We start from the raw sequence: 21146 nt of genomic DNA on the forward strand, positions 1-21146 counted from the left end.
TCAGAAGTCGACGCCGAGGAAAGTTTCAATTCGCGACGCGGTGTATTCCAGCATGTCCTTGGTCAGCGAGGGTTGCACGCCAATCCAGAACGTGTTGTTCATCACGTTATCGGTATTGGTCAGATCACCGCTCACGCGGTAATGCGCCCCGATCATCGAGGGTTGGCGAATCAGGTTGCCGGCAAACAGCAGCCGCGTTCCGACTTTTTTCTCGTCCAGATAATTCAACAGTTCCAGACGGGTGACCGGCGACTCGGGCTTCATCGTGATGGGGAAACCGAACCACGACGGATCCGAATGCTCGGTAGGTTCCGGCAGGTTGATGAATTCCTCGCAATTGGCGAGTCGCTCACGCAGGAAGGTGTAGTTGTCCTTGCGTGCCTGGATGAACGCCGGCGCCTTGGCAAGCTGTGCAAGACCACAGGCAGCCTGCATATCGGAGATCTTCAGGTTGTAGCCGATGTGGCTGTACGTGTACTTGTGATCGTAGCCCTTGGGCAGATCACCGAGTTGCCAGCAGAAACGCTTGCCGCAGGTGTTGTCCTTGCCGGGGGCGCAATAGCAATCACGGCCCCAATCGCGGAAACTTTCAGCGATGGCCTTGAGCTCGTCGCTATTGGTAAATACCGCGCCGCCTTCACCCATGGTGATATGGTGGGCGGGGTAGAAACTCAGCGTGGCAATGTCGCCGAACGTGCCGCACATCTGTCCGCGGTAGGTCGAACCCAGGGCATCGCAACAGTCTTCCACCAGCCACAGGTTGTACTTCTTGCAAAGGGCGGTGACAGCGTCCAGATTGAAGGGATTGCCCAAGGAGTGAGCCAGCATGATTGCCTTGGTCTTGGGGCTGATCGCTGCCTCGATCTTGCTGGCGTCGATATTGTGGGTCAGCGGATCGACGTCCACGAATACCGGCACCGCACCGAACTGAAGAATGGGGTTCACGGTAGTGGGGAAGCCGGCAGCCACGCCGATGACTTCGTCGCCCCGTTGAATGGCGCGATCGCCCAGCTTGGGTGACGTCAGCGTGCTGAATGCCACTAGATTGGCCGACGAACCGGAGTTGACCGTGATCAGGTGCTTGACGCCAATGAAGGCGGCTAGCTTGCGCTCGAACTCGGCGTTGAAGCGCCCCGTCGTCAACCAGCCGTCCAGCGAAGCCTCGACCATATGCTGAAGCTCGGTCGCGTCAAGCAATTTGCCCGACGGCGGCACAGTCGTCGCGCCGGGAAGGAAAGGTTGCGGACGCAAGGAGATAGCGGCGTACTCAGCCACCAGATCGTGAATCTGCTTGCGTATGGCGTCGGCTTTGTCGTTTTGCATGGAAGTTCGGTATCTATGAAAAATATGGTTCAAACGGCATGGGCCGTAGTGTAGACGAGGCTGCGGTAGCAGCCATTCCGCTAGCCCTGCTCAGCAGCAGCCTGATAAGCCTGGATTTGATCCAGAGTCACCTGCCGCATATCGGCGCCACTCATTCGGGCACGCGACCACTCTATGATTTTTTGCAATGCAGCCTCCAGGCGCAGCGCAGGATGCCAGCCCAGTTGGGTCATTGCCTTGGTAATGTCCAGCCGCAGGAAATTGGCTTCGTGGGGATGCTTGCCGTTATCCACCTCCCAGCGCGCGCCCTGCCCCCACAGCTTACCCATTCGCTCGACGATCCAGCCGACCGGTCGCGCGTCATCCGCATGGGGACCGAAATTCCACGCGCTGGCGAACTCGGTTCCGTGCTCGACCAGCCTTTCGGCGAGAGTCAGGTACCCGCGAATCGGCTCTAGCACGTGCTGCCACGGGCGAATGGCGTTCGGGTTACGGATGTGAACCACCTGGCCAGCTTCAAAACCCGCCAGTATGTCCGGGATCAACCTGTCCTTGGCCCAGTCGCCGCCACCGATCACATTACCGGCACGGACGGTAGCCAGTGCCACCCCGTGCTGCTGATAATCGTCGGGATTGAAAAAAGACGAGCGATAGGCAGCACTGACCAACTCCGCGCAGCCTTTACTATTGCTATAGGGATCGTAGCCTCCCATCGGCTCGTTTTCACGATAGCCCCAGATCCACTCGCGATTCTCGTAGCATTTATCAGTGGTGATATTGACTACCGCGCGCACGCCGCCAATGCGCCGCACGGATTCCAGCAGATGCACCGTACCCATGACATTGGTCGCATAGGTTTCAACTGGCTCGTCGTAGGAATACCGCACCAACGGCTGCGCCGCCATGTGGATCACCACCTCGGGCTGGCAGTCAGCCATGGCGCGATGCAGCGCAGCCAGATCGCGTATATCACCGACAACATGGCGCAGCCCGTCCGAGACATTTGTGATGTCAAACAGGTTCGGCTGGGTGGGAGGGGGCAATGCAAAACCGGTAACATCCGCGCCCATGGACTGGAGCCACAGCGCCATCCAGCCGCCTTTGAAGCCGGTATGGCCCGTCAGGAAGACACGCCGCCCTTTCCAGAATTCAGGATTCACGCCCACACCTTCCACGGCGCCTTGCCGCCTTGCCAGAGTTCTTCCAGATGGGTCTTGTCGCGCAACGTGTCCATGGGCTGCCAGAAGCCTTGATGAGGGTAGGCAGCGAGCTGGCCGGCCTCGGCAAGCCGCTCCAGGGGCTCACGCTCCCAGATGGTTTTGTCGTCATCGATCAAGTCCAATACTTCGGGAGACAGGACAAAGAAACCGCCATTGATCATGGCGCCATCGCCTTGGGGCTTTTCCTTGAAGCTGTTCACCTTGCCGCTGGTTATTTCCAGCGCACCAAACCGTCCTGGCGGTACCGTCGCGGTAAGCGTGGCCTTCACCTTCTGCTTCTTGTGGAAGTCGATCAGCGCGGTTATGTCGATATCGCCAACGCCGTCACCGTACGTCATGCAGAAAGCTTCGTCTTTACGCACGTAGTCCCCAACACGCTTGAGGCGCCCGCCGGTCATCGTGCTGTCGCCCGTGTCCACCAGAGTCACCTTCCACGGCTCCGCGTAGCGTTGATGAACGTGCATGCTGTTGTGCTCCATGTCAAAGGTGACATCGGACATATGCAAGAAGTAATTGGCGAAGTACTCCTTGATCACGTAACCCTTGTAGCCGCAGCAAACAATGAACTCGTTGATTCCGTGCGCGGAATAGATCTTCATGATGTGCCAGAGAATCGGCTTGCCGCCGATCTCCACCATGGGTTTCGGACGAACGGACGTTTCCTCGCTGATGCGGGTACCCAGCCCACCTGCCAGAATCACAGCTTTCATTTGAGTCGACTTAAAAGAGGTTATAAAACTTGTTCCGCCGCCATCGGCCGCGCCAGGCGCCATCCAAAAAGAAGGATGAGCACGGGAATACTGCCCAGGATCAAAGTCGGATAGACATAGCGCACTTCCCCCGTCCCGGTCATGACCAAAAATGGCGCAATGTACATGAACGCGGCGCCTGTGGCGACCGTCCCCAGAATCTTCAGACTTCCCGGTATTGTACGCAGACAGACCATCACCACGCAGCAAACCATCGATAACAGCAGGTACGGCCACGGCTTCCCATAAATCATGGTGGATGCTGTCTCGATATATTCCAGCACTTTTCGAGTTATGGCACGGTCATGGGCCACCACGCCCAGTTCGTTCGGATCTATCCGTGCGAAATGCGTAGGTTCGAAAATGGGGTGAGGTTTGGCACCTATAATTTCTTCAAATAAATCAAACCTGTACCGCGCGTATGCAACAGGATGATGAATTATTGCATTGATCCATGCCCGGGCGACGTCGGAATTCGAATATCCGGGAGGAGTCAGCTCGACAGGATTTCCAAGGCTTTCATTCGCAGCGCTTATATGCAACGCTCCGAGCGAATTATAAATTCGATCAATATCAGCAATGTCGGCTTTTGGCACCGCAGGCTGTCCGCTCACATCAACAGGCACCATCGATTCGCCGGACCATTTCGAAATACCGACGAGGTCGTAACTCATAATCCCATAGGCAAGTTCGTTTTCATCAAGCTTGCGCAGGTCAGGGAAGGCGTAGCCGTTGACGAATACGTTGGATGCCGCCATGGCCAACAATGCCAGGACAAACACAAAAAGCTGCTTCGACCTGCCCCGCCCGGAATAAAAGGTCAAGACCCAATAACCCACAATGACCGCCGTGGCCGTCAGCGCATTAAACCGAACCAGCGTCGCTATGACAAGCATTAACAGCGCGCTCCACTTCACGAGGGAAATCCGTGGAGAGGTGGGATTCTGGCTCGCCCAGTAAATGAGAACAAGTGCCAGCAGCATGGGCGCCGTGGTCGTCACGTCTTTCCAAACAACCAGCATGACACCGACGAGCACCGGCTGAAGCAGAAATATCGCCAAGATCGGGACGCTGAGCCACTGTGGTGCGGAAACAAACCTGAGTATCAGCGCCAGGCAGAAAAACACCATGAAGTTCTGAACCGTGAGCATGACCGTGGGACCATGCCCACCCAGATCCGCCAAACGCATCAGATAGACGGGCATCGCAGGGTAGATTCCACCCTGCACCTGAGTGCGCGCCTCTTCCAGCATCCGCAGGCTATCGTAGGACATGAATCCTGGGTAGCACACAACCAGAAGCGCCGCAGTGAAGAGCAGCGCGACCCACACGGGCGCGTAGCAGGAGAAAAAACTGGCCACGGATCTGGCGTTCACGTAATACCCATAATTTCAATCAAATTATCAAAAAAAATGGCCGTGGCTGCGGCCCCGCTAGCGCTTAGTAACTTCGATTGATCAACGCCCAACAGTTTTCTTGCGAATATCGGCAACTCGACGCTTGCACTCGACATATTCTTCGCTTTGCAGCAACTCAGCCCGGCTTTCTCCATCGAGTATAGCCAACGTGTGCGCACGATCAGCACTGTGAATATAATCGCCCACATAAATATCCGGATTCGATAGCGCTTCCCAGTCCGCATTATTGGCCGTGAAAATCTGCAAAGTCATCAGATAATCTTCCATATATCTCTGGTCGGCGTAATAGATGATGTTTTGAACGTCTATCTTGCTCATATCCAGAAGAAAACTATGAATGGGCGCGTGATTATCTAAGCGAAAGTCATGGTAGCTGTGACCATATTCATAAACCCGACGTCGTTCTACTATCGTCTCCAGGCGAGTGTCATAGACGGCGACAAACACGCGTCCGAAAGCCACAGCCTTGCCTGTCCTCTGCAACCGCCCTATCAGACGAGCGTAAGCGTCAGGGAACATCAGGTCATCGTAGTCAAGAAAGGCAGCGTAGCCACTGCGAACCGATTTCAGCGATTCGTTCATCATGACCGACCGCAAATCACCGACGCCCCCCGGCGAATCGAAATATCGAATGACGGGCGCGCAGTCCGCATGCCACGGATACGTTGCAAGCAGCTTTTCCAGTTGTGCTTTCTGCGAGTCGCTGTAATCCTGCGCCGCGACCAGCGGGCGCACATGGCAGCCCTTTTGCGCCAGCAACGACAACAAGGCATTTTCCAGCAGGCGGAGTTCGCCCTTGCCGTGGATGCGAATGATTGTAGTCACGACCGGCCACTCGGGCGGATGCTGCAATTCCGGGTACGTCACGACGCAACGTGCAGGAGGGCAAAGCTTGAAAATCTTGAAGTCGCCCTTGCTAATCGCCGGGTACAGAGCGAACGCCGCGCCATACGTTGCTGTCCGATCGACAGTCGCATCCTCCGCCACTCGGACCAGCTTTGTATCACCATCGTAGGTGTTGGCGACGACGACCGCGGTTTTGTACGCCATGCCCGTGCGCACCAACGCCTCCAGGGCATCAGGCGTAAAAAAGCTCACGTTGCCGACGACGATCTTGTATGGCGCGGGATCGGTCGATCGATCGATGGACACGGTCGGCTCCATCTCTGTCAACAGCTCCGCGTAGTGCTCTTTCGTAAAACGAACGCGGCACTTGCGGAACAGCGTTGAATTAGCCAGGCATCGGAGAAAGCGCCGACGCAACGAGTCGTCGACCACCAGCGCATCAGCGGGCAAACTCGCGACCTCAATTTCGACAACTGTTCCCGCCAAATCCAGACTCTCGCCGGTCAGGACAGTCCCGTAGGGCTGGCAGGAAAGCGCGCGTCCCACTGAATTGAGATAGGCGTACCCATGCTTGGTGTCTGGCTCCAGATGAGCCCCCTCCGCCCACTCATTCCACGCATTGACCAAAATGAAGCGGCGGTCGTTCGGCTGGCGCTCCATGGACTGCTCAACCAGGACCTGCATCCATTCCTGGAACTTTTTAGGCGAACTATCGTGTACGACATAGGCCTCGGACCCATATCGAGCCGTGTTGTCCCAGATCGGTACGGCGTTGCGGAACCAGGTAAAAGGACGCTCAGGGTCTTCCGCAATGTATGCATTGGCGACGTCGTCATAGCGCAAGACGCTGCCATTGAAGTTCTCATAGAAGGTGAGACCGCTTGAAATGTCCGGTGCGGCGCCGCCCGTCCAATCGTGCAGTACGCGCTCGGTGGCGGCGTCCATGCCGAAGTCGCGTGGATCCGTAGCGCCGCGAGTCAACACCGTCACGGTATAGGGTTCGGGTATCCCATGCGCCAAGCAGGTTTGGGCCCACGCCTGGACATAGATATCCGGATCGGGAATCGCAGAAGCGCGGTAGACGAATAGCAGCGGTCGGCCATCGACTTTTATATACCGTTCATCGCGGAAGAACGGGATAAGGTATTCGATGAATGCGACCGCGTCTTCCGCCGAGTAATTCTGGCCAAGCAGTATTTCCCTTTCGTTGCCGTCCCAGCGCCGAGTCCAGTTCTCGTTAGCCCAACAAAAGCAGAATGGCATGTCAACCTGACTATTTTCCAGAAGCATGCGCACCGGCTTTTCCAGGATCAGACGTCCGCCGAACCAGTAATGGTAGAAGACTTGTCCATGCACACCGGCCTTCTTCATTATATCGGCCTGCTTCTGCAACATCGCGGGCGAGTCGAGGAGGTAGTAGCCGAGGTCAGGATGCGGAATATGTTGCTGGTAGTGTTCCTCGAACAAAGGGTTGGTCGCCCGTACCTTGGTCCACTCCGTAAATCCCTTGCCATGCCACTCATCGTTATCGGGAGTCGGGTGGAACTGCGGCAGATAGTAGGAAAGAACTTTCGGTGCGTCCGAGGAAATGAGGCCCGAATAGTCCTGTTGCTCTTCGTAAAAGGGATAATCGTTCCCGATATCACGTGCGTGCAGCCGCACGCACGTGCCTTCGAAGCGCGTCATCATGATCAGGACGATACGTTCCAACGCATGTGCGATCGTGCCGTCTGGCAAGATCGGCTCCTCCGGAAAATCCTCCAGCGTCAAAGGCAACGACAGGAAATCCCCCAGGCATTCTCCGCGCGCCCAAAACATCATCCCTTGGGGAAATTCGATACTGGGGAAATCCTCGATGTGGTACTGCGTATAGCGCCGCAACAGGCGCCCCGCCAGAACGTAGTTATCGGCCCAGCCCGTTGGATCGACCGAGATCGACAAGCTGCCTTCGGGATAAACGACTTTCGCACCACTCTTGAGCAAATTGACGATTTGCACCACGGTACGGCTTTCACCGTTCGGCGAACCGTAAAGCATGCAAAGAATCTCGCGCAGCCAATTCGACAATAGCTCCGCATGCGGGCTCTTCTTGGTGTGCAGGTGAGCAACGATTTCGTACTGCTTGAGCCGTTCGCCAAAATTTACGATGAAGGGCGCAATGTCGCGCCCACGATTGGGGACACGCTCCACTACTACCTTGCGCGCCTTCGGCAGCTTGCCCTCAATCTCGGTAGCGAGAGACTGCTGATCCGCAGTCTCTCGTGTCGAGACGTACAGGTCGAAGTCATAGGGAATGTTGCGCAGGTGGTCGAGCATCTGATCCAGCAGATCTTCGTGGTACAGATGCAGATGGATCCCCATGGACGGCGCGTCGCGCAAGTCCGCGTCCGTCACCTCATAAAATGGGCTCAAGTAATAGGGGCGATAGCCCACGGCCGAACGCTGCCGCCCTTGGCCCACGATCACTTCACCAACAGGTTTTCCCAAACCACGCGCGGCAGCACGAGCACGGCCTTGAATCCCGGCCAAGCCCTCGTCGCGCAGGATGGTGCCGGTCTTGCGTACAGCGGCCAGGACGCCTCCCTGCCTGCCTATTGCCTCGCGAACGATGCGAGTGCCGGTGGATGCCTTGCGTAGCGAAGACGTCGCGCTGCGCAGAGGCGCGGTAAAACGCCAACTGGTCGAATTCCGCGTGTCGTCGAGGGCCTTGGAGACTGCGGCGAGAGAGTCCTCGCGTTCTTCCAGGGTGGATCTTAGAAGGCTAAGTTCTGCGTCCCGGCGTTTGAGGTCTCCTTTAAGTTGCTGAATCTCTTGGGCACGATCCCGCGACTTCTGCCGCACTGTATGCAACTCTTCGAGCTGCTCGTCGCGTTCGGCGATTACCGCAGCCTGTTCCGCAATCTGCGATTGGAGTTGTGTCGCTTCTTGGGTCAGATGCCGATGATTGCTTTCTTCGTCCGCCGCCAGCCGCAGCAGAGACTCCCTTTCAAGCAGACGCGCCTGGCAGTTCGCGATAGCCTGTACAACTGTCGTGTCATCCAACTCGCTTTCGCGTCGCGCGACCCGCAGCAGTTGGACATACAGCTCGCTGATAAAGGTGGGGCAATCCACGTCATCCGCCAGCGCGGACGGATCATGCGCCGCATGTCGCAAATTCTTGTCAAGAAATTCCCGGGCATAGTCCGCCAGCGCCGCCTCATCTACCGGGAGTCCCAGGACGTTGGCAACGTGCGCGAGTTCCGCTTCGGGATGTGCCAGCAACACATCGTAGTCAACCAGAACTCGCGGGCTGCGGCACACTTGAGGGTCGGTCAACGCTCCGACGACGTGTTCCGCCCACAGGTAATAGCATTTCACGGGAGCGAACCCGTTACGCTTAACCAGGGAATCACGCACACTTTGCGGATGACGTAGTGAAATAACGTATCGAACGCGCACATCGCAGCGTTCGAAGACGGCATTCCAGAAGAACTGCAGCTTTCCCAGACGCGGATCTTTCATGCCGAAGTATTCGGCATGCCCCAGTTTGCCAGCGAGCATGGTCACCGCTCTATCGACAAAGCCAGCTGCGATCAGTTGCGGGAGCGTAGCAGGGGAAATAGGCGCCAAGGAATGCCAACTACTGCCCAGTGAGGCCAGGATCTCCTCATTGAGCATGACAATATCGTTATCTTCCCAGAAACCTTTGTCATTGATGCCCATGACACTGGGCATGAGATTCTCGCCGAGGTCCACGCCAAACACCTGAAGACCGCGGGTCAAGGCACTGGTACCGCTGCGATGCATACCAAGCACCGCGATGAGATTTTTACCCATATTCAAGCTTGCTCATTAATCACGTGAAACGTCGGCTCGAAGTCGACGATGCCATTGGCCGCGGAACTGCGTACCGGCTGCACCCGAAACATCGCAGCATCTACGACACGGTGAAGATAAGTTTCAGTACCGTTTACGATCCCCATAACACCGGCGTTGCAAAAGAACGTACCTGGATTCAGGGCACATCGGAACGCAATGTGCACGTCTATGGTGTCGCCTGGAAGGAAACCGCGGTCAATGTGCGTCGGCCCAGCACTGGCAGCGCCGCCAAGTTCTACGCCGGTAATCGTCTTGATCAACATGCCGAACCTGACACCTTCCGATGCGACGGAGAACAGGACGCGGTAACAATAGTGGTAGACCTCACCCCTGACCAGATTATTCACCCACACACCATTGACAGTCTCGATATGTGGGTCGAAGATCTCCGCGCCCTGCGAGTCGTAGATAACCGTACTGGACGGTACCAGTCCAGGGTCCAGGAAAGCCTCAGACTGAGATTCAGGAGCAGCGGCAGATTTGGGAGCAGGGACAGATTCGGCAGCGGGGACCGAGACAGAAGCAGATGCAGATGCAGATGCAGGTGCCTCTATAGTCAGGGCGGGAGCGGACGTTTCCACTGTCTTGCTGGTAGTGGCCGCCAGGGTCCCTGCTTTTATTCCAGCTCGGACTTCGGCACGGGATTCCTCGGAAGCGTACAGCAGCTTCTGGTACAGGGCGACGATATGCTTTGGCGCACCATCGGCCAATTTTTCGCCCCTGTCCATCAAGATGGCGCGATCGCACAACTCCACGACAGTCCCGCCCGAATGCGAGACGAAGAGTATCGTGGCGCCGGTTTCCTTGATTGCTTCGATACGAGCGAAACACTTCCTCTGGAACAGTTCGTCGCCGACCGACAAAGCCTCGTCCACCACGAGAATTTCCGGATCCGCGTTGATCGCCACGGCGAACGCCAGACGCACAACCATGCCGCTGGAATAGGTCTTTACCGGCTGATCCACGAAATCGCCGATATCGGCGAACTGGATGATGTCTTGGTAGCGCGCGTCGATTTCCTTGGTGCTCATGCCCAGCAACGCACCATTCATGTAGACGTTCTCGCGCCCTGTGAATTCTGGATTGAAGCCAGACCCCAGCTCCAGGAGAGCGGCAATTCGGCCACGGGCAAGCAAATCGCCCCCGGTGGGATTCAAGGTGCCACAGATGATCTGCAGCAAGGTGGACTTTCCGCTGCCATTGCGGCCCACGATGCCGACGGTCTCGCCCTTGCGGATGTCGAGCGACACATCGTTGAGCGCCCAGAACTCGCTGAAATAATTCTTGGTCGGCCGTCCCATCATCCCGCGCAAGCGGGGTAGAACTAATTGTTTGAGCCTTTCATTGGGCTTGTGATAGACGTGATAGCACTTGCTGATGTTGTTCGCGTGAATCGCTATTTCAGATGACATCCGCAAATCCCTTACGCGTTTTCTGGAACCATGCGAAGCCCAGACATGCAATCAGCAGCGAGCAAATCAGGTAGACGCTGAGAAACTTCAAGTCAGGCATGCGCCCCCAAAACATGACATCGCGAGCCTGTTCGATCGTGCCTGCCAGCGGGTTTGCCAAAAGAATGGTGCGATATTTTTCAGGCAGCGCAGTGATGGGATAAAAAATCGGTGACATGAACATCAATACCGAAGTCACGATGCCGATGAAATGGGACACGTCGCGCAAGAAGACGCCAAGCGAAGCGAGTGCCCAGCACACACCCATCGTCATCAACAGCATGGGAATGAGCACGAGCGGTAGAAGCAATACCGTCACGTGCGGCACTCCGTAGACAACGGAATAAACCAATAGCCATACCGCCACGCTGATACCTGCATGGAACAGTGCGGACCCCAAGGTGGCCCAGGGCAGAATCTCCAGCGGGAAGATGACCTTCTTCACGTAATTTGCGTTCGACATTATCAGCGTCGGTGCGCGATTGAGGCATTCCGCAAATAGATTGAATACGATTAGCCCGGCAAAGAGCAAAAGCGCAAAGTCCGTCTTCGACTCCGCGCCATCATGCCAGCGGGCCTTGAAGACCACGCTAAAAACAAAGGTGTAAATCACCAGCATGAAGAGTGGATTGAAGAACGACCACAGAATCCCCATGACGGAACCGCGATATCGGCCAATGACTTCTCGCTTGACCAGAGTGGCGATCAGCGACCAATTGCGCCTCAAGCTACCTGCCATCTCGCGCGGTGTAGGTTTGAAATCCTGCATTCGAAAAATTTCTCTAGATTTGCCCGCTGGCGTCTTTCCGCGGGTGGAGTCGCCCCGACACGAAGCGTGCCCACGCGAAATTTTGGCTAACTGGACAGTTTAGCATCGGTGGCTATTGCAATGCGTCCCGCCTTGTAATAAGGCGCACTACACAAAGGCGCGGCGCCGGGAAGTGGTCTATCAAGCCAGGAGACGGGTGGCAATGGCCGCCGCTTGCTGACGCAATTCGGGGACAGCGGTTGTTTCCCACAGCGTCCCCTTCATCGGCGGACCGAGGGTAAAAAGTCGATCTGAGAGATGCCCCTCGTTATCGCGCAATGCACCGTAGCTAGCAACGGTGATACCAAACCCTACGGGATCACATGCAGTCATTCCTCGAGTGAGCAAATTCTGGACTAGCTCACTGCCGAGCTTACGGAAGTTGCATTCCGCGCCCGTGCAATTGGCGACGCTTTCAACTTGTATTTCTCGCGTCTCACCACGTGACTTCAGACTTACCAGCAGTTCCTCACCCTCTTCGCGGATAGTGCCAACGCGGCCCTGATGCATTTGCACTCGTCCGTCGCTGACGAGGGCTTCAAAGCGGGCAATCAAGGTCGTCGCGCTGCGATGACGACGATTCTCCCAATAGGGCCGGACGTGCCTGATGAATCGTAGACGGTCGGGCAAGGACCAACTTTGCCAGATATCAGGATTATGGGGACGCATAGCATCGATCACTGCGCGCCAATCGCCACCATAATCCTTCACCAGCCCCCTGATCACGCGAGTGAGTTCCCGAGGCCCCGCGCCAGTTTGCACCGCCGCGATGTCGGCGACGATGCTGGCGGGCCGATGCGCCTGCGGCATCAGGCCACGGCGCGACACTACGTGGATGACGCCTTGATAACGCCGCTCGTGCATGCTCATGACCAGATCCAGCATGGTCAGTCCGGAACCGATCATCAGGCACGACCGGCTCTGCAACAAGGACGGTAGGGCATGCTCGCGCCAGGGGTTCGGATGATAGCCACGATGACCCGCGGTTTCGGGAGGATCACCGGGCGGGAAATTGCCCAGGGCAAGCACCGCTTGCGCGGCGGTATAACGTGCTCCCGACCGGCAGTGAAGCGTCAGGTCGCGCGGGCCAGACGCGATATCGATCACTTCATCCTCGATCACGGTTATCTGGTGAGTGCCCTGGCAGGCCGCCACGCTATCGAGCAGCAAACTTCGTATATACGTACCGTAGAGACGCCGCTGCAGGAACGCCTGCGGTTCGGCGTTGGGCAGCCCCCCCTGGCGCCTGACCCAGTCAATGAAATGATCAGGCTCATCTGGAAGAGCACTCATCTTCCCCGCCGGCACATTCAGCAGGTGGCAGTCGTCGGTGGTTCCATATGCCAGGCCTTTGCCCAGACGCCCACCTTCACGTTCGAACAGGACAATCTCTATCGGCTCCCTTGCCTGCCGCAATAACTGTACGGCCGTCAGCGATCCGCAGAAGCCGGCACCGATGATGGCAATCCGGCGTGGCTTGCCGGTCTCTTGAACTTCGTCCATCGCCGACATCCTTAACTTCGCGAGCGCACACTCAGCACACGCATGATCTCACCCACCATCTCATCGACGGACTGCTCTGCTGTCCGTAAATGCAGTGTTGGAGCCTGCGGAGCTTCGTACGGGGAATCGATGCCTGTGAAGTTCTTCAATTTTCCCGCTCGGGCTTTTTTGTACAGCCCCTTGGGATCCCGCTGTTCGGCTACTTCCAAAGGGGTATCGACATAGACTTCCATGAATTCGTCTGGCGCGAAGAGGTCGCGCGCCATTTGCCGTTCTTCGCGGAATGGAGAGATGAAAGCAGTGATGACGATAAGCCCGGCATCGACCATAAGCTTGGCAACTTCCGCGACGCGCCGGATGTTCTCGACACGATCAGCATCGGTAAAACCCAGGTCCTTGTTCAGCCCGTGCCGGACATTGTCACCGTCCAGGATGTAGGTGTGGAAACCTTGCGCATGCAACTGCTGCTCCAAGCGATTGGCAATGGTCGACTTTCCCGAGCCGGAGAGTCCCGTAAGCCACACAACGCCTGGCGCCTGGCCTTTGCTGGCCGCGCGCTCACGCTTGCCGATATCGATATGCTGGACATGGATATTGCTGGCGCGCCGTAGCGCGAAGTGCAGCATCCCGGCACCTACTGTGGCATAGGAGACTCGGTCGATCAGGATGAATCCGCCCATATCGCGATTCACGGCGTAAGGGTCGAAAACCACCGGTCGATCGGTCTGGACGTTGCAAACGGCAATGCCATTCAACGGCACGGTCTTGGCGGCAAGCCGCTCCAAGGAATTGACGTTCACCTGGTACTTGATGTCAGTGATGCTGGCGTTGACCGTCTGGGTGCCGAGTTTCATCAGGTATTGCCGCCCAGGCAACATGGGCGCGTCCGCCATCCAGACCACATGCGATTCGAACTGGTCCGCCACTTCGGCCGGCGCGTCGGCTTTCACTATGACGTCACCCCGCGAAACATCCAACTCGCGGTCCAGCACTAGAGTGATCGCCTGATTGGCGTCCGCATATTCCAGATCACATTCATAGCCAACTATGTGCGCGACGGACGCTTCCCGCCCTGAGGGCAGGATGCGGACTGTGTCACCCGCCGCGATACGCCCCGCCACCACGGTTCCCGCATAGCCCCTGAAGTCTTGATTGGGACGATTGACCCACTGCACAGGCATGCGGAAGTCGCCCGCGTCGGCCTGCTGTTGAACTGGCACATTCTCCAGATAGTCGATCAGCGTCGGCCCCGCATGCCACGGCATCCTGACGCTGGGCTCCATGATGTTGTCGCCGCACAGTGCGGAAACCGGAATCGCGGTAACGGACTCCAGGCCCACTTCCTTGGCGAAATTGCGATAGTCTTCTTCGATCTTGCGGAACACCGCTTCGTCGTAGTCGACCAAGTCCATCTTGTTGACCGCCAACGCGACATTTTTTATGCCCAGCAGCGCTACGAGAAAGCTGTGCCGGCGAGTCTGTGTGAGCAAGCCCGAACGAGCGTCGACCAGAATGACAGCAGCATCCGCGGTGGACGCACCCGTAACCATATTGCGCGTGTATTGTTCGTGTCCGGGCGTATCGGCGACGATAAATTCGCGTTTTTCAGTGGAGAAAAAACGATAGGCGACATCGATGGTGATGCCCTGCTCGCGCTCTGCTGCAAGGCCGTCGACCAAAAGGGCGAAATCCAGTTCGCCGTTCTGGGTGCCGTACTTGCGCGACTCGCTGGCGAGCGCGGTCAACTGATCGTCGAACAGCTGCTTGGCTTCATAAAGCAGGCGACCGATCAGCGTACTCTTGCCGTCGTCCACACTGCCACAGGTGATAAAGCGCAGCAACGTCTTGCGTGCATGCGCCTCCAGATATTGCGCGATGTCGGAACCAGGATCGTAGCGCATCAGAAATAGCCCTCCTGCTTTTTTTTCTCCATGGATCCCGCACCATCGAAATCGATAACCCGGCCCTGCCTCTCCGAGGTCGTCGCAACCAACATTTCCTCAATGATGTCCGTCAATGTCGTAGCGTTGGACTCAACGGCGGCCGTCAGTGGATAGCAGCCCAGCGTGCGGAACCGAACCTGGCGCATCTGCGGTTGCTCGCCGTCTCGCAACGGCATGCGCTCGTCGTCCACCATGAACAGCATGCCGTCACGTTCGACCACGGGGCGTTGCGCAGCAAAATACAGCGGCACGATGGGAATGTTTTCCCGATGGATATAAAGCCAGATATCCAGCTCGGTCCAATTTGATAAGGGGAAGACCCGCAAGGTTTCACCGGGGCGTTTGCGCCCGTTGTAGAGGCGCCAAAGTTCCGGGCGCTGATTTTTAGGATCCCAACGATGCCCGGCCGAACGGAACGAAAAGATCCGCTCCTTGGCCCGCGCCTTTTCCTCATCACGGCGTGCTCCCCCGAAGGCGGCGTCGAACCCGTACTTATCCAGGGCCTGCTTCAGGCCCTGGGTTTTCATGATGTCGGTGTGGACAGCCGACCCATGCGTAAAAGGATTGACGTCCTGAGCCACGCCATCAGGGTTGATGTGGGTAATCAGCCTGGCCCCTATATCCTTGGCGCGTTGATCGCGGAATTTGTACATCTCCCTGAATTTCCAGCGCGTATCGACATGCAGCAATGGGAACGGCAGGGGCGCGGGATAAAACGCCTTGAGCGCCAGGTGGAGCATTACCGACGAATCCTTGCCTATCGAGTACAGCATGACGGGATTCTCGGCCTCCGCCATCACCTCGCGCATAATGTGTATGCTCTCGGCTTCGAGGCGGTCCAGATGCGTGAGGGAACCCACCAGGCCGGAGCGTAATGTTCGTGGCACCGAAGTATCGGTCCGCGGCGCTTCGGATACCGACTGCGTGCCGGACTTCGGTATTACCCACTCGATGCGGTGGCTGTTCTGTAGTCCTTCCATGCTTTCTCCGGGCGGCAATATCAGCCAAATTTTCTGGGCAACGGTACGCTGCAGGCGCGCCGCAAACTCATTCCAGGCATTTATGTTGGAGGAGGCATCCGCGGCGCTCCCCCAAAAAACGGCTCCCCGCCGGTTACGTGCGATAAACAGTTCCCCTGTATCGGCGCTCCACCGCGTAACCCAATAAATTTCCCCACTGTCCGCACGCCTGCGTTCGGACAGCCTCAAATATTCCGTTTCCAGCCATTGCCGGGCATGATGGCCCCAGTCCTGCCGGAAGGCCTCCTGCGGATCAGGCCAGGACCAGCGAGCCAGATAACGATCCACCGTTCGAGGACTGAGCGATCGCTTCAGGCGCAGTTCCAGCAGACCATGCAGACTGCTGGCCTGCCAGACAAGCCCGCCCAAGCCGTGCTCTGCCGGGATCGATTGCGACATGACTGCCAACAAACCATCGACGTCCTGTTCCGTAAGGGCCCGCCCCGAGCCCACGGCTCGACCTCGACGCATCACATCAACACTTTCCCATCCGCCGCGTTCGTAGGCTTTATGAGCGGCGATAATCGTGGGTGCCGACAAACCGGTCGTTGCGCGAATTTCCTGCAACATGCGACCTTGCAGGCGCAGGCGTACCGCGGCGCGACGCCGCTGGTTCAGTTCCTGCACTTCGAGGTGTTTTCCAGTCATGCGATGAGCTCCTGCGGTGACAAGAGATTTAAACATTAGCTGACTTATATAGTCAAATTCATCTGTTTAAAATTCAGATATTTCTTAAAACTTTTAAAGTCATGACTGAAATCGACGTTCCAGCTTTTTTAGCCACGCTCACTGAACTGATGGTGGAAGCTGGTCGCCAAGTGCTCGATGTGTACGAGCAATCCGATTGCCACATCGTGACGAAGGAAGACGGTAGCCCGCAAACGCTGGCTGATCGACGTGCAGAGGAAATTCTGCTGGCGGGGCTACGCCGGCTCACTCCTGCCATCCCCGTCATAGCGGAAGAATCCTACGAAGCCGGGCCGGCATCCGTGCGGGAATTGTTCTGGTTGGTAGATCCGCTGGATGGCACGCGCGAGTTCATCGATCGCAACGGCCAGTTCACGATCAATGCCGCCTTGATACACCGCGGCCAGCCGATCTTGGGAGCCGTCCATGCCCCGGCACTGGATACGCTATATACAGGTGCCCTTGGTCACGGAGCGTTCGTGCGCCGCTTTGACGACAGGCGGCCGCTGCAATGTCGCATCTGTCCCGAAGAAGGAATCACTGTCGTAGGCAGCCGCTCTCACAACGATCCGACCGCAATGCAGGGGTTCCTCGCCAATTATTGCGTCAAGCAATTTTTGGCGGCAGGGTCCTCACTCAAGTTCTGCATGGTGGCGGAAGGAAGCGCGGACCTTTATCCGCGTCTCGGCCGCACGATGGAGTGGGACACGGCGGCCGGGCACGCCGTATTGCTGGCCGCGGGAGGGGAAGTTCTGACGTTGGATCATCAGCCCCTGGCCTACGGCAAGAGCGGCCATGAAAATCCGCACTTCTATGCTCGCGCCACGCGTCGGGAAATTGCTTAGCAGAAGCTGGGGGGCGGCGGTCCACTGCGCCGCCATCCAATCTTCGGATTGCCGTCAGGCGAACACTTCGGCGTCGCGAAACTTGACGCCTTCCTGGTCCTTGGCCGACAACTGCACAGGTGCGCCTTCCAACTGTTCCAAAGGCCACGGAATTGCCAAATCGGGATCGTTCCAGGAGATGGACCGCTCAGCCTGCGGGAGGTAGTAGTCCGTCGTCTTGTAAAGGAAATCCGCCGATTCAGACAGCACCAGAAACCCGTGTGCGAATCCCTCCGGCACCCAGAACATGGTCTTGTTTTCAGCGCTGAGAACCACTCCCACGGCCTTGCCGAACGTCGGCGATGACTTGCGTACGTCGACAGCGACGTCATAAACCGTTCCAGCCACTACACGCACCAGCTTGCCCTGCGTCTGCTGCATCTGATAATGCAGGCCTCGCAGCACGCCGCGCACGGAGCGAGAATGGTTGTCCTGCACGAAATCGACTTCTCGCCCCACAGCCTCGTTGAACTGCCGACTATTGAAACTCTCGAAGAAAAAACCTCGCTCATCCCCAAACACACGCGGTTCGATGATCAGCACTTCAGGGATAGCAGTCGCTACGACATTCACGTACGCACCTCGTTCTTCAATAGACGCATCAGGTATTGGCCATAGGTGCTCTTGGCCAGGGGCACTGCCAGCCTCTCGAGTTGGGCCGCGTCGATGAAACCATGCCGATAGGCAATTTCCTCGGGGCAAGCAACCTTCAGACCCTGCCGATGCTCTATGGTCTCGATGAAATTGCTGGCCTCGATCAGACTTTCATGGGTGCCCGTATCCAGCCAGGCAAAACCACGGCCAAGCATCTCTACGGTCAACTGGCCACGCTCCAGGTAGACCCGATTGGCATCGGTAATTTCAAGCTCTCCGCGTGGCGACGGCTTCAGCGACGCCGCAATGTCGATGATCTGCGAGTCATAAAAATATAGGCCCGTCACCGCGTAACTCGACTTTGGCTTGAGTGGCTTTTCTTCAAGCGAGGTCGCACGTCCCGATGCATCGAAATCCACGACACCGTACCGCTCCGGATCCTGAACATGATAAGCGAAGACAGTCGCGCCCTGCTCCCTGCTCATGGCATTGTCGAGCTGCACGTGCAAATCATGGCCGTAGAAAATGTTATCGCCCAGAACCAGCGCCGACGGCGCGCCATCCAGGAATTCTTTGCCAATGATGAAGGCCTGCGCCAGTCCATCCGGATTGGGCTGGACAGCGTATTGGAGATTGATGCCCCAATCGCTGCCGTCGCCCAGCAATTGTTGGAACCGCGGCGTGTCCTGTGGCGTCGAGATGATGAGAATGTCGCGTAAACCCGCCAGCATCAACGTAGCTAGTGGGTAGTAGATCATTGGTTTGTCGTATATCGGAAGCAACTGCTTCGATACCGCCTTCGTCACCGGATACAGCCTAGTACCTGAGCCGCCGGCGAGGATGATGCCCTTACGTTTTTTTTGTTGTGTCATGGCTTATTTCTCCAGAACTTCCGCGAGCATGCGGGCGACCCCGTTTTCCCATAAAGGCAAGCGCAATTGGAAATCATGCGCGAGCTTGCGGGTGTCCAAACGCGAATTCATCGGCCGCTGAGCAGCGGTTTTATAGGCGGTGCTCGGCACCGCGTCGACCGCATCCGGAGTCGCCCGCAGCGTAATACCAAGATCACCGGCGGTGTGCAGGACGAAGCGCGCATAAGCGTGCCAGGAAGTCACACCGGCAGCCGCCAAATGATAGATCCCTGCCAAGGACGGATTCCCACGCTGCGCAACGATGGCTTGAGCCGTGACGTCCGCAATCAAATCCGCACCGGTAGGTGCCCCGAATTGATCGTCGATGACGCTCAAGCGATCTCGCTCGCCGGCCAGCCGCAACATGGTCTTGGCGAAATTGCCACCGCGGGCGGCATATACCCAGCTTGTACGGAAAATAAGATGACGGCATCCAGACGCCACGATCTTCTGCTCACCCGCCAGCTTGCTGCTGCCATACACGCTCAGGGGACCGGTCTGATCATCCTCGCGCCAGGGCGTATTACCCGACCCATCAAAGACATAATCGGTCGAGTAGTGAACGAGAAGCGCACCAGACCGCGCCGCTTCTCGCGCCAGGACGCCCGGCGCCTCCGCGTTGATGGCCTGCGCCAAACTCACTTCGCTCTCCGCCTTGTCGACCGCCGTGTAAGCCGCGGCATTTACGATGACGTCGGGAGCAAGGGCGCGCACGGTCTGCGCAAGCCCTTCGGTATCAGCGAGATCGCCGCGCAAATCACCGGAGGCAGTACGGCCCAGTGCCGTTACCTGAGCGAGCGGCGCAAGCGCTCGCTGCAGCTCCCAGCCAACCTGACCATTACAACCAAGCAACAATATTTTCACGTGTTTCTATCCGCGTAATTTTTCTCGACCCACTGCAAATACGCGCCGCTTTGTACGTTGGCAGTCCAGCTCGAATTCGTCAGATACCAGGCCACGGTCTTGCGAATACCGCTCTCGAACGTCTCGGCGGGCTTCCAGCCCAATTCCTTCTCCAATCGGCGGGCATCGATGGCGTAGCGGCGATCGTGGCCGGGGCGGTCCTTCACGAAGGTGATTTGCTCGGCGTATGAACAGCCATCCGCGCGCGGCTTGAATTCGTCGAGAATGCTGCAAATGGTTTTCACCACTTCCAGATTGGGCTTTTCATTCCAACCGCCGACGTTGTAGGTCGCCCCTGTCTTCCCACCTGCCAGCACGGTCCTGATGGCAGAGCAGTGATCTTTGACATAGAGCCAATCCCGCACCTGCTGGCCATCGCCATAAATCGGCAAAGGCTTGCCGGCAAGGGCATTCAGGATGACCAGCGGGATCAGCTTTTCGGGAAAGTGATAAGGGCCGTAGTTGTTGCTGCAGTTGGTGGTCAGAACGGGCAGGCCGTAAGTGTGATGCCAAGCCCGCACCAGATGGTCCGAGGCGGCCTTGCTCGCGGAATATGGGCTGTTTGGTTCGTACGGATTGGTCTCGTTGAACGGTGGATCGTCAGCCTCCAGCGTACCGTACACCTCGTCGGTGGAAACGTGCAGGAACCGGAATGCCGCACGTGCCTCCTCGCCTAGACCGGTCCAATACTCGCGTACGCTTTCGAGCAAATTGAAAGTCCCGACGATATTGGTCTGGATAAACTCGCCCGGGCCGTCAATGGAGCGATCGACGTGCGACTCAGCCGCGAAGTTGAGCACCGCACGCGGCTGATGCTCACGCAGCAACTCGCGGATGATCGTGCGATCACCGATATCCGCCTTGACGAAGATGTGCGCCGGATTGTCTTTGACACGCTTCAGCGTCTCCATATTTCCGGCGTAGGTCAACTTGTCGACGTTGACCACGGGCTCGTCGGACTGGGCCAGCCAGTCCAACACGAAGTTGCCACCAATAAAACCGGCGCCGCCGGTTACCAGAATCGTCATG

Annotated in this window: 15 protein-coding genes; 1 reads left to right on the forward strand and 14 read right to left on the reverse strand. The window is 57.3% G+C overall.

Features of this window, described 5'->3' with window-relative positions; genetic code table 11:
• From rfbH to cysD, 10 genes are all read right to left on the reverse strand, one after another.
• Window positions 1-1323, reverse strand: a complete 1323-nt coding sequence (gene rfbH, locus CEY05_RS15980; protein ID WP_088599345.1) for a lipopolysaccharide biosynthesis protein RfbH — start codon at window positions 1321-1323, stop codon at window positions 1-3.
• An 80-nt stretch (window positions 1324-1403) separates the two neighbouring features.
• Window positions 1404-2483 (reverse strand): CDP-glucose 4,6-dehydratase, encoded by a 1080-nt coding sequence (gene rfbG, locus CEY05_RS15985; protein WP_198952788.1) that lies wholly within the window; start codon window positions 2481-2483, stop codon window positions 1404-1406.
• A complete protein-coding gene (gene rfbF, locus CEY05_RS15990) occupies window positions 2480-3253 on the reverse strand; it encodes a glucose-1-phosphate cytidylyltransferase (RefSeq protein ID WP_088599347.1) in 774 nt (257 codons plus the stop codon). Before rfbF ends, rfbG begins: the two co-directional genes overlap by 4 nt.
• 20 nt (window positions 3254-3273) lie before the next feature.
• Window positions 3274-4668 (reverse strand): hypothetical protein, encoded by a 1395-nt coding sequence (locus CEY05_RS15995; protein WP_143220467.1) that lies wholly within the window; start codon window positions 4666-4668, stop codon window positions 3274-3276.
• A gap of 81 nt (window positions 4669-4749) precedes the next feature.
• Window positions 4750-9372 carry a glycoside hydrolase family 99-like domain-containing protein gene (locus CEY05_RS16000; protein WP_088599349.1) on the reverse strand — a complete coding sequence of 1541 codons (4623 nt, stop codon included), beginning with the start codon at window positions 9370-9372 and terminating at the stop codon, window positions 4750-4752.
• A 2-nt stretch (window positions 9373-9374) separates the two neighbouring features.
• On the reverse strand, window positions 9375-10826 hold the full coding sequence (locus CEY05_RS16005) for an ABC transporter ATP-binding protein (protein ID WP_088599350.1): 1452 nt from the start codon (window positions 10824-10826) through the stop codon (window positions 9375-9377).
• Complete coding sequence (locus CEY05_RS16010; protein WP_088599351.1) at window positions 10816-11634, reverse strand: ABC transporter permease; 819 nt, start codon at window positions 11632-11634, stop codon at window positions 10816-10818. The genes CEY05_RS16005 and CEY05_RS16010 overlap by 11 nt, the downstream gene beginning before the upstream one ends.
• A gap of 180 nt (window positions 11635-11814) precedes the next feature.
• Window positions 11815-13176 (reverse strand): FAD/NAD(P)-binding protein, encoded by a 1362-nt coding sequence (locus CEY05_RS16015; RefSeq protein WP_158219344.1) that lies wholly within the window; start codon window positions 13174-13176, stop codon window positions 11815-11817.
• Between the two features lie 11 nt (window positions 13177-13187).
• Window positions 13188-15077, reverse strand: a complete 1890-nt coding sequence (gene cysN, locus CEY05_RS16020; RefSeq protein ID WP_088599353.1) for a sulfate adenylyltransferase subunit CysN — start codon at window positions 15075-15077, stop codon at window positions 13188-13190.
• Complete coding sequence (cysD, locus tag CEY05_RS31735) at window positions 15077-15928, reverse strand: sulfate adenylyltransferase subunit CysD (RefSeq protein ID WP_233161564.1); 852 nt, start codon at window positions 15926-15928, stop codon at window positions 15077-15079. Before cysD ends, cysN begins: the two co-directional genes overlap by 1 nt.
• A 959-nt stretch (window positions 15929-16887) precedes the next feature.
• Between cysD and cysQ the strand changes: the two genes are divergently transcribed.
• A complete protein-coding gene (cysQ, locus tag CEY05_RS16030) occupies window positions 16888-17670 on the forward strand; it encodes a 3'(2'),5'-bisphosphate nucleotidase CysQ (protein WP_088599354.1) in 783 nt (260 codons plus the stop codon).
• A gap of 54 nt (window positions 17671-17724) precedes the next feature.
• On the opposite strand, the gene rfbC is transcribed toward cysQ, so the two are convergent.
• Genes rfbC through rfbB form a run of 4 tightly spaced genes read right to left on the reverse strand, consistent with a single transcriptional unit; the run spans window position 17725 to window position 21145 of the window.
• Window positions 17725-18282 (reverse strand): dTDP-4-dehydrorhamnose 3,5-epimerase, encoded by a 558-nt coding sequence (rfbC, locus tag CEY05_RS16035; RefSeq protein ID WP_088599355.1) that lies wholly within the window; start codon window positions 18280-18282, stop codon window positions 17725-17727.
• Window positions 18279-19175, reverse strand: coding sequence for a glucose-1-phosphate thymidylyltransferase RfbA (rfbA, locus tag CEY05_RS16040; RefSeq protein ID WP_088599356.1), 897 nt, complete (start codon window positions 19173-19175; stop codon window positions 18279-18281). The genes rfbC and rfbA overlap by 4 nt, the downstream gene beginning before the upstream one ends.
• 3 nt (window positions 19176-19178) lie before the next feature.
• A complete protein-coding gene (gene rfbD, locus CEY05_RS16045; RefSeq protein ID WP_088599357.1) occupies window positions 19179-20078 on the reverse strand; it encodes a dTDP-4-dehydrorhamnose reductase in 900 nt (299 codons plus the stop codon).
• A complete protein-coding gene (rfbB, locus tag CEY05_RS16050) occupies window positions 20075-21145 on the reverse strand; it encodes a dTDP-glucose 4,6-dehydratase (RefSeq protein ID WP_088599358.1) in 1071 nt (356 codons plus the stop codon). Before rfbB ends, rfbD begins: the two co-directional genes overlap by 4 nt.
• Between the last annotated feature and the right edge of the window lies 1 nt (window position 21146).

Source organism: Achromobacter sp. HZ34 (assembly GCF_002209485.1).
In the GTDB taxonomy this organism is placed as follows: domain Bacteria; phylum Pseudomonadota; class Gammaproteobacteria; order Burkholderiales; family Burkholderiaceae_B; genus Bordetella_C.

Coding starts and splice junctions, on each gene's coding strand:
- rfbH (WP_088599345.1), bottom strand. CDS start 1,323: ATGCAAAACGACAAAGCCGACGCCATACGCAAGCAGATTCACGATCTG.
- rfbF (WP_088599347.1), bottom strand. CDS start 3,253: ATGAAAGCTGTGATTCTGGCAGGTGGGCTGGGTACCCGCATCAGCGAG.
- CEY05_RS16000 (WP_088599349.1), bottom strand. CDS start 9,372: ATGGGTAAAAATCTCATCGCGGTGCTTGGTATGCATCGCAGCGGTACC.
- CEY05_RS16005 (WP_088599350.1), bottom strand. CDS start 10,826: ATGTCATCTGAAATAGCGATTCACGCGAACAACATCAGCAAGTGCTAT.
- CEY05_RS16010 (WP_088599351.1), bottom strand. CDS start 11,634: ATGCAGGATTTCAAACCTACACCGCGCGAGATGGCAGGTAGCTTGAGG.
- CEY05_RS16015 (WP_158219344.1), bottom strand. CDS start 13,176: ATGGACGAAGTTCAAGAGACCGGCAAGCCACGCCGGATTGCCATCATC.
- cysN (WP_088599353.1), bottom strand. CDS start 15,077: ATGCGCTACGATCCTGGTTCCGACATCGCGCAATATCTGGAGGCGCAT.
- cysD (WP_233161564.1), bottom strand. CDS start 15,928: ATGCGCGAGGTGATGGCGGAGGCCGAGAATCCCGTCATGCTGTACTCG.
- cysQ (WP_088599354.1), top strand. CDS start 16,888: ATGACTGAAATCGACGTTCCAGCTTTTTTAGCCACGCTCACTGAACTG.
- rfbA (WP_088599356.1), bottom strand. CDS start 19,175: ATGACACAACAAAAAAAACGTAAGGGCATCATCCTCGCCGGCGGCTCA.
- rfbB (WP_088599358.1), bottom strand. CDS start 21,145: ATGACGATTCTGGTAACCGGCGGCGCCGGTTTTATTGGTGGCAACTTC.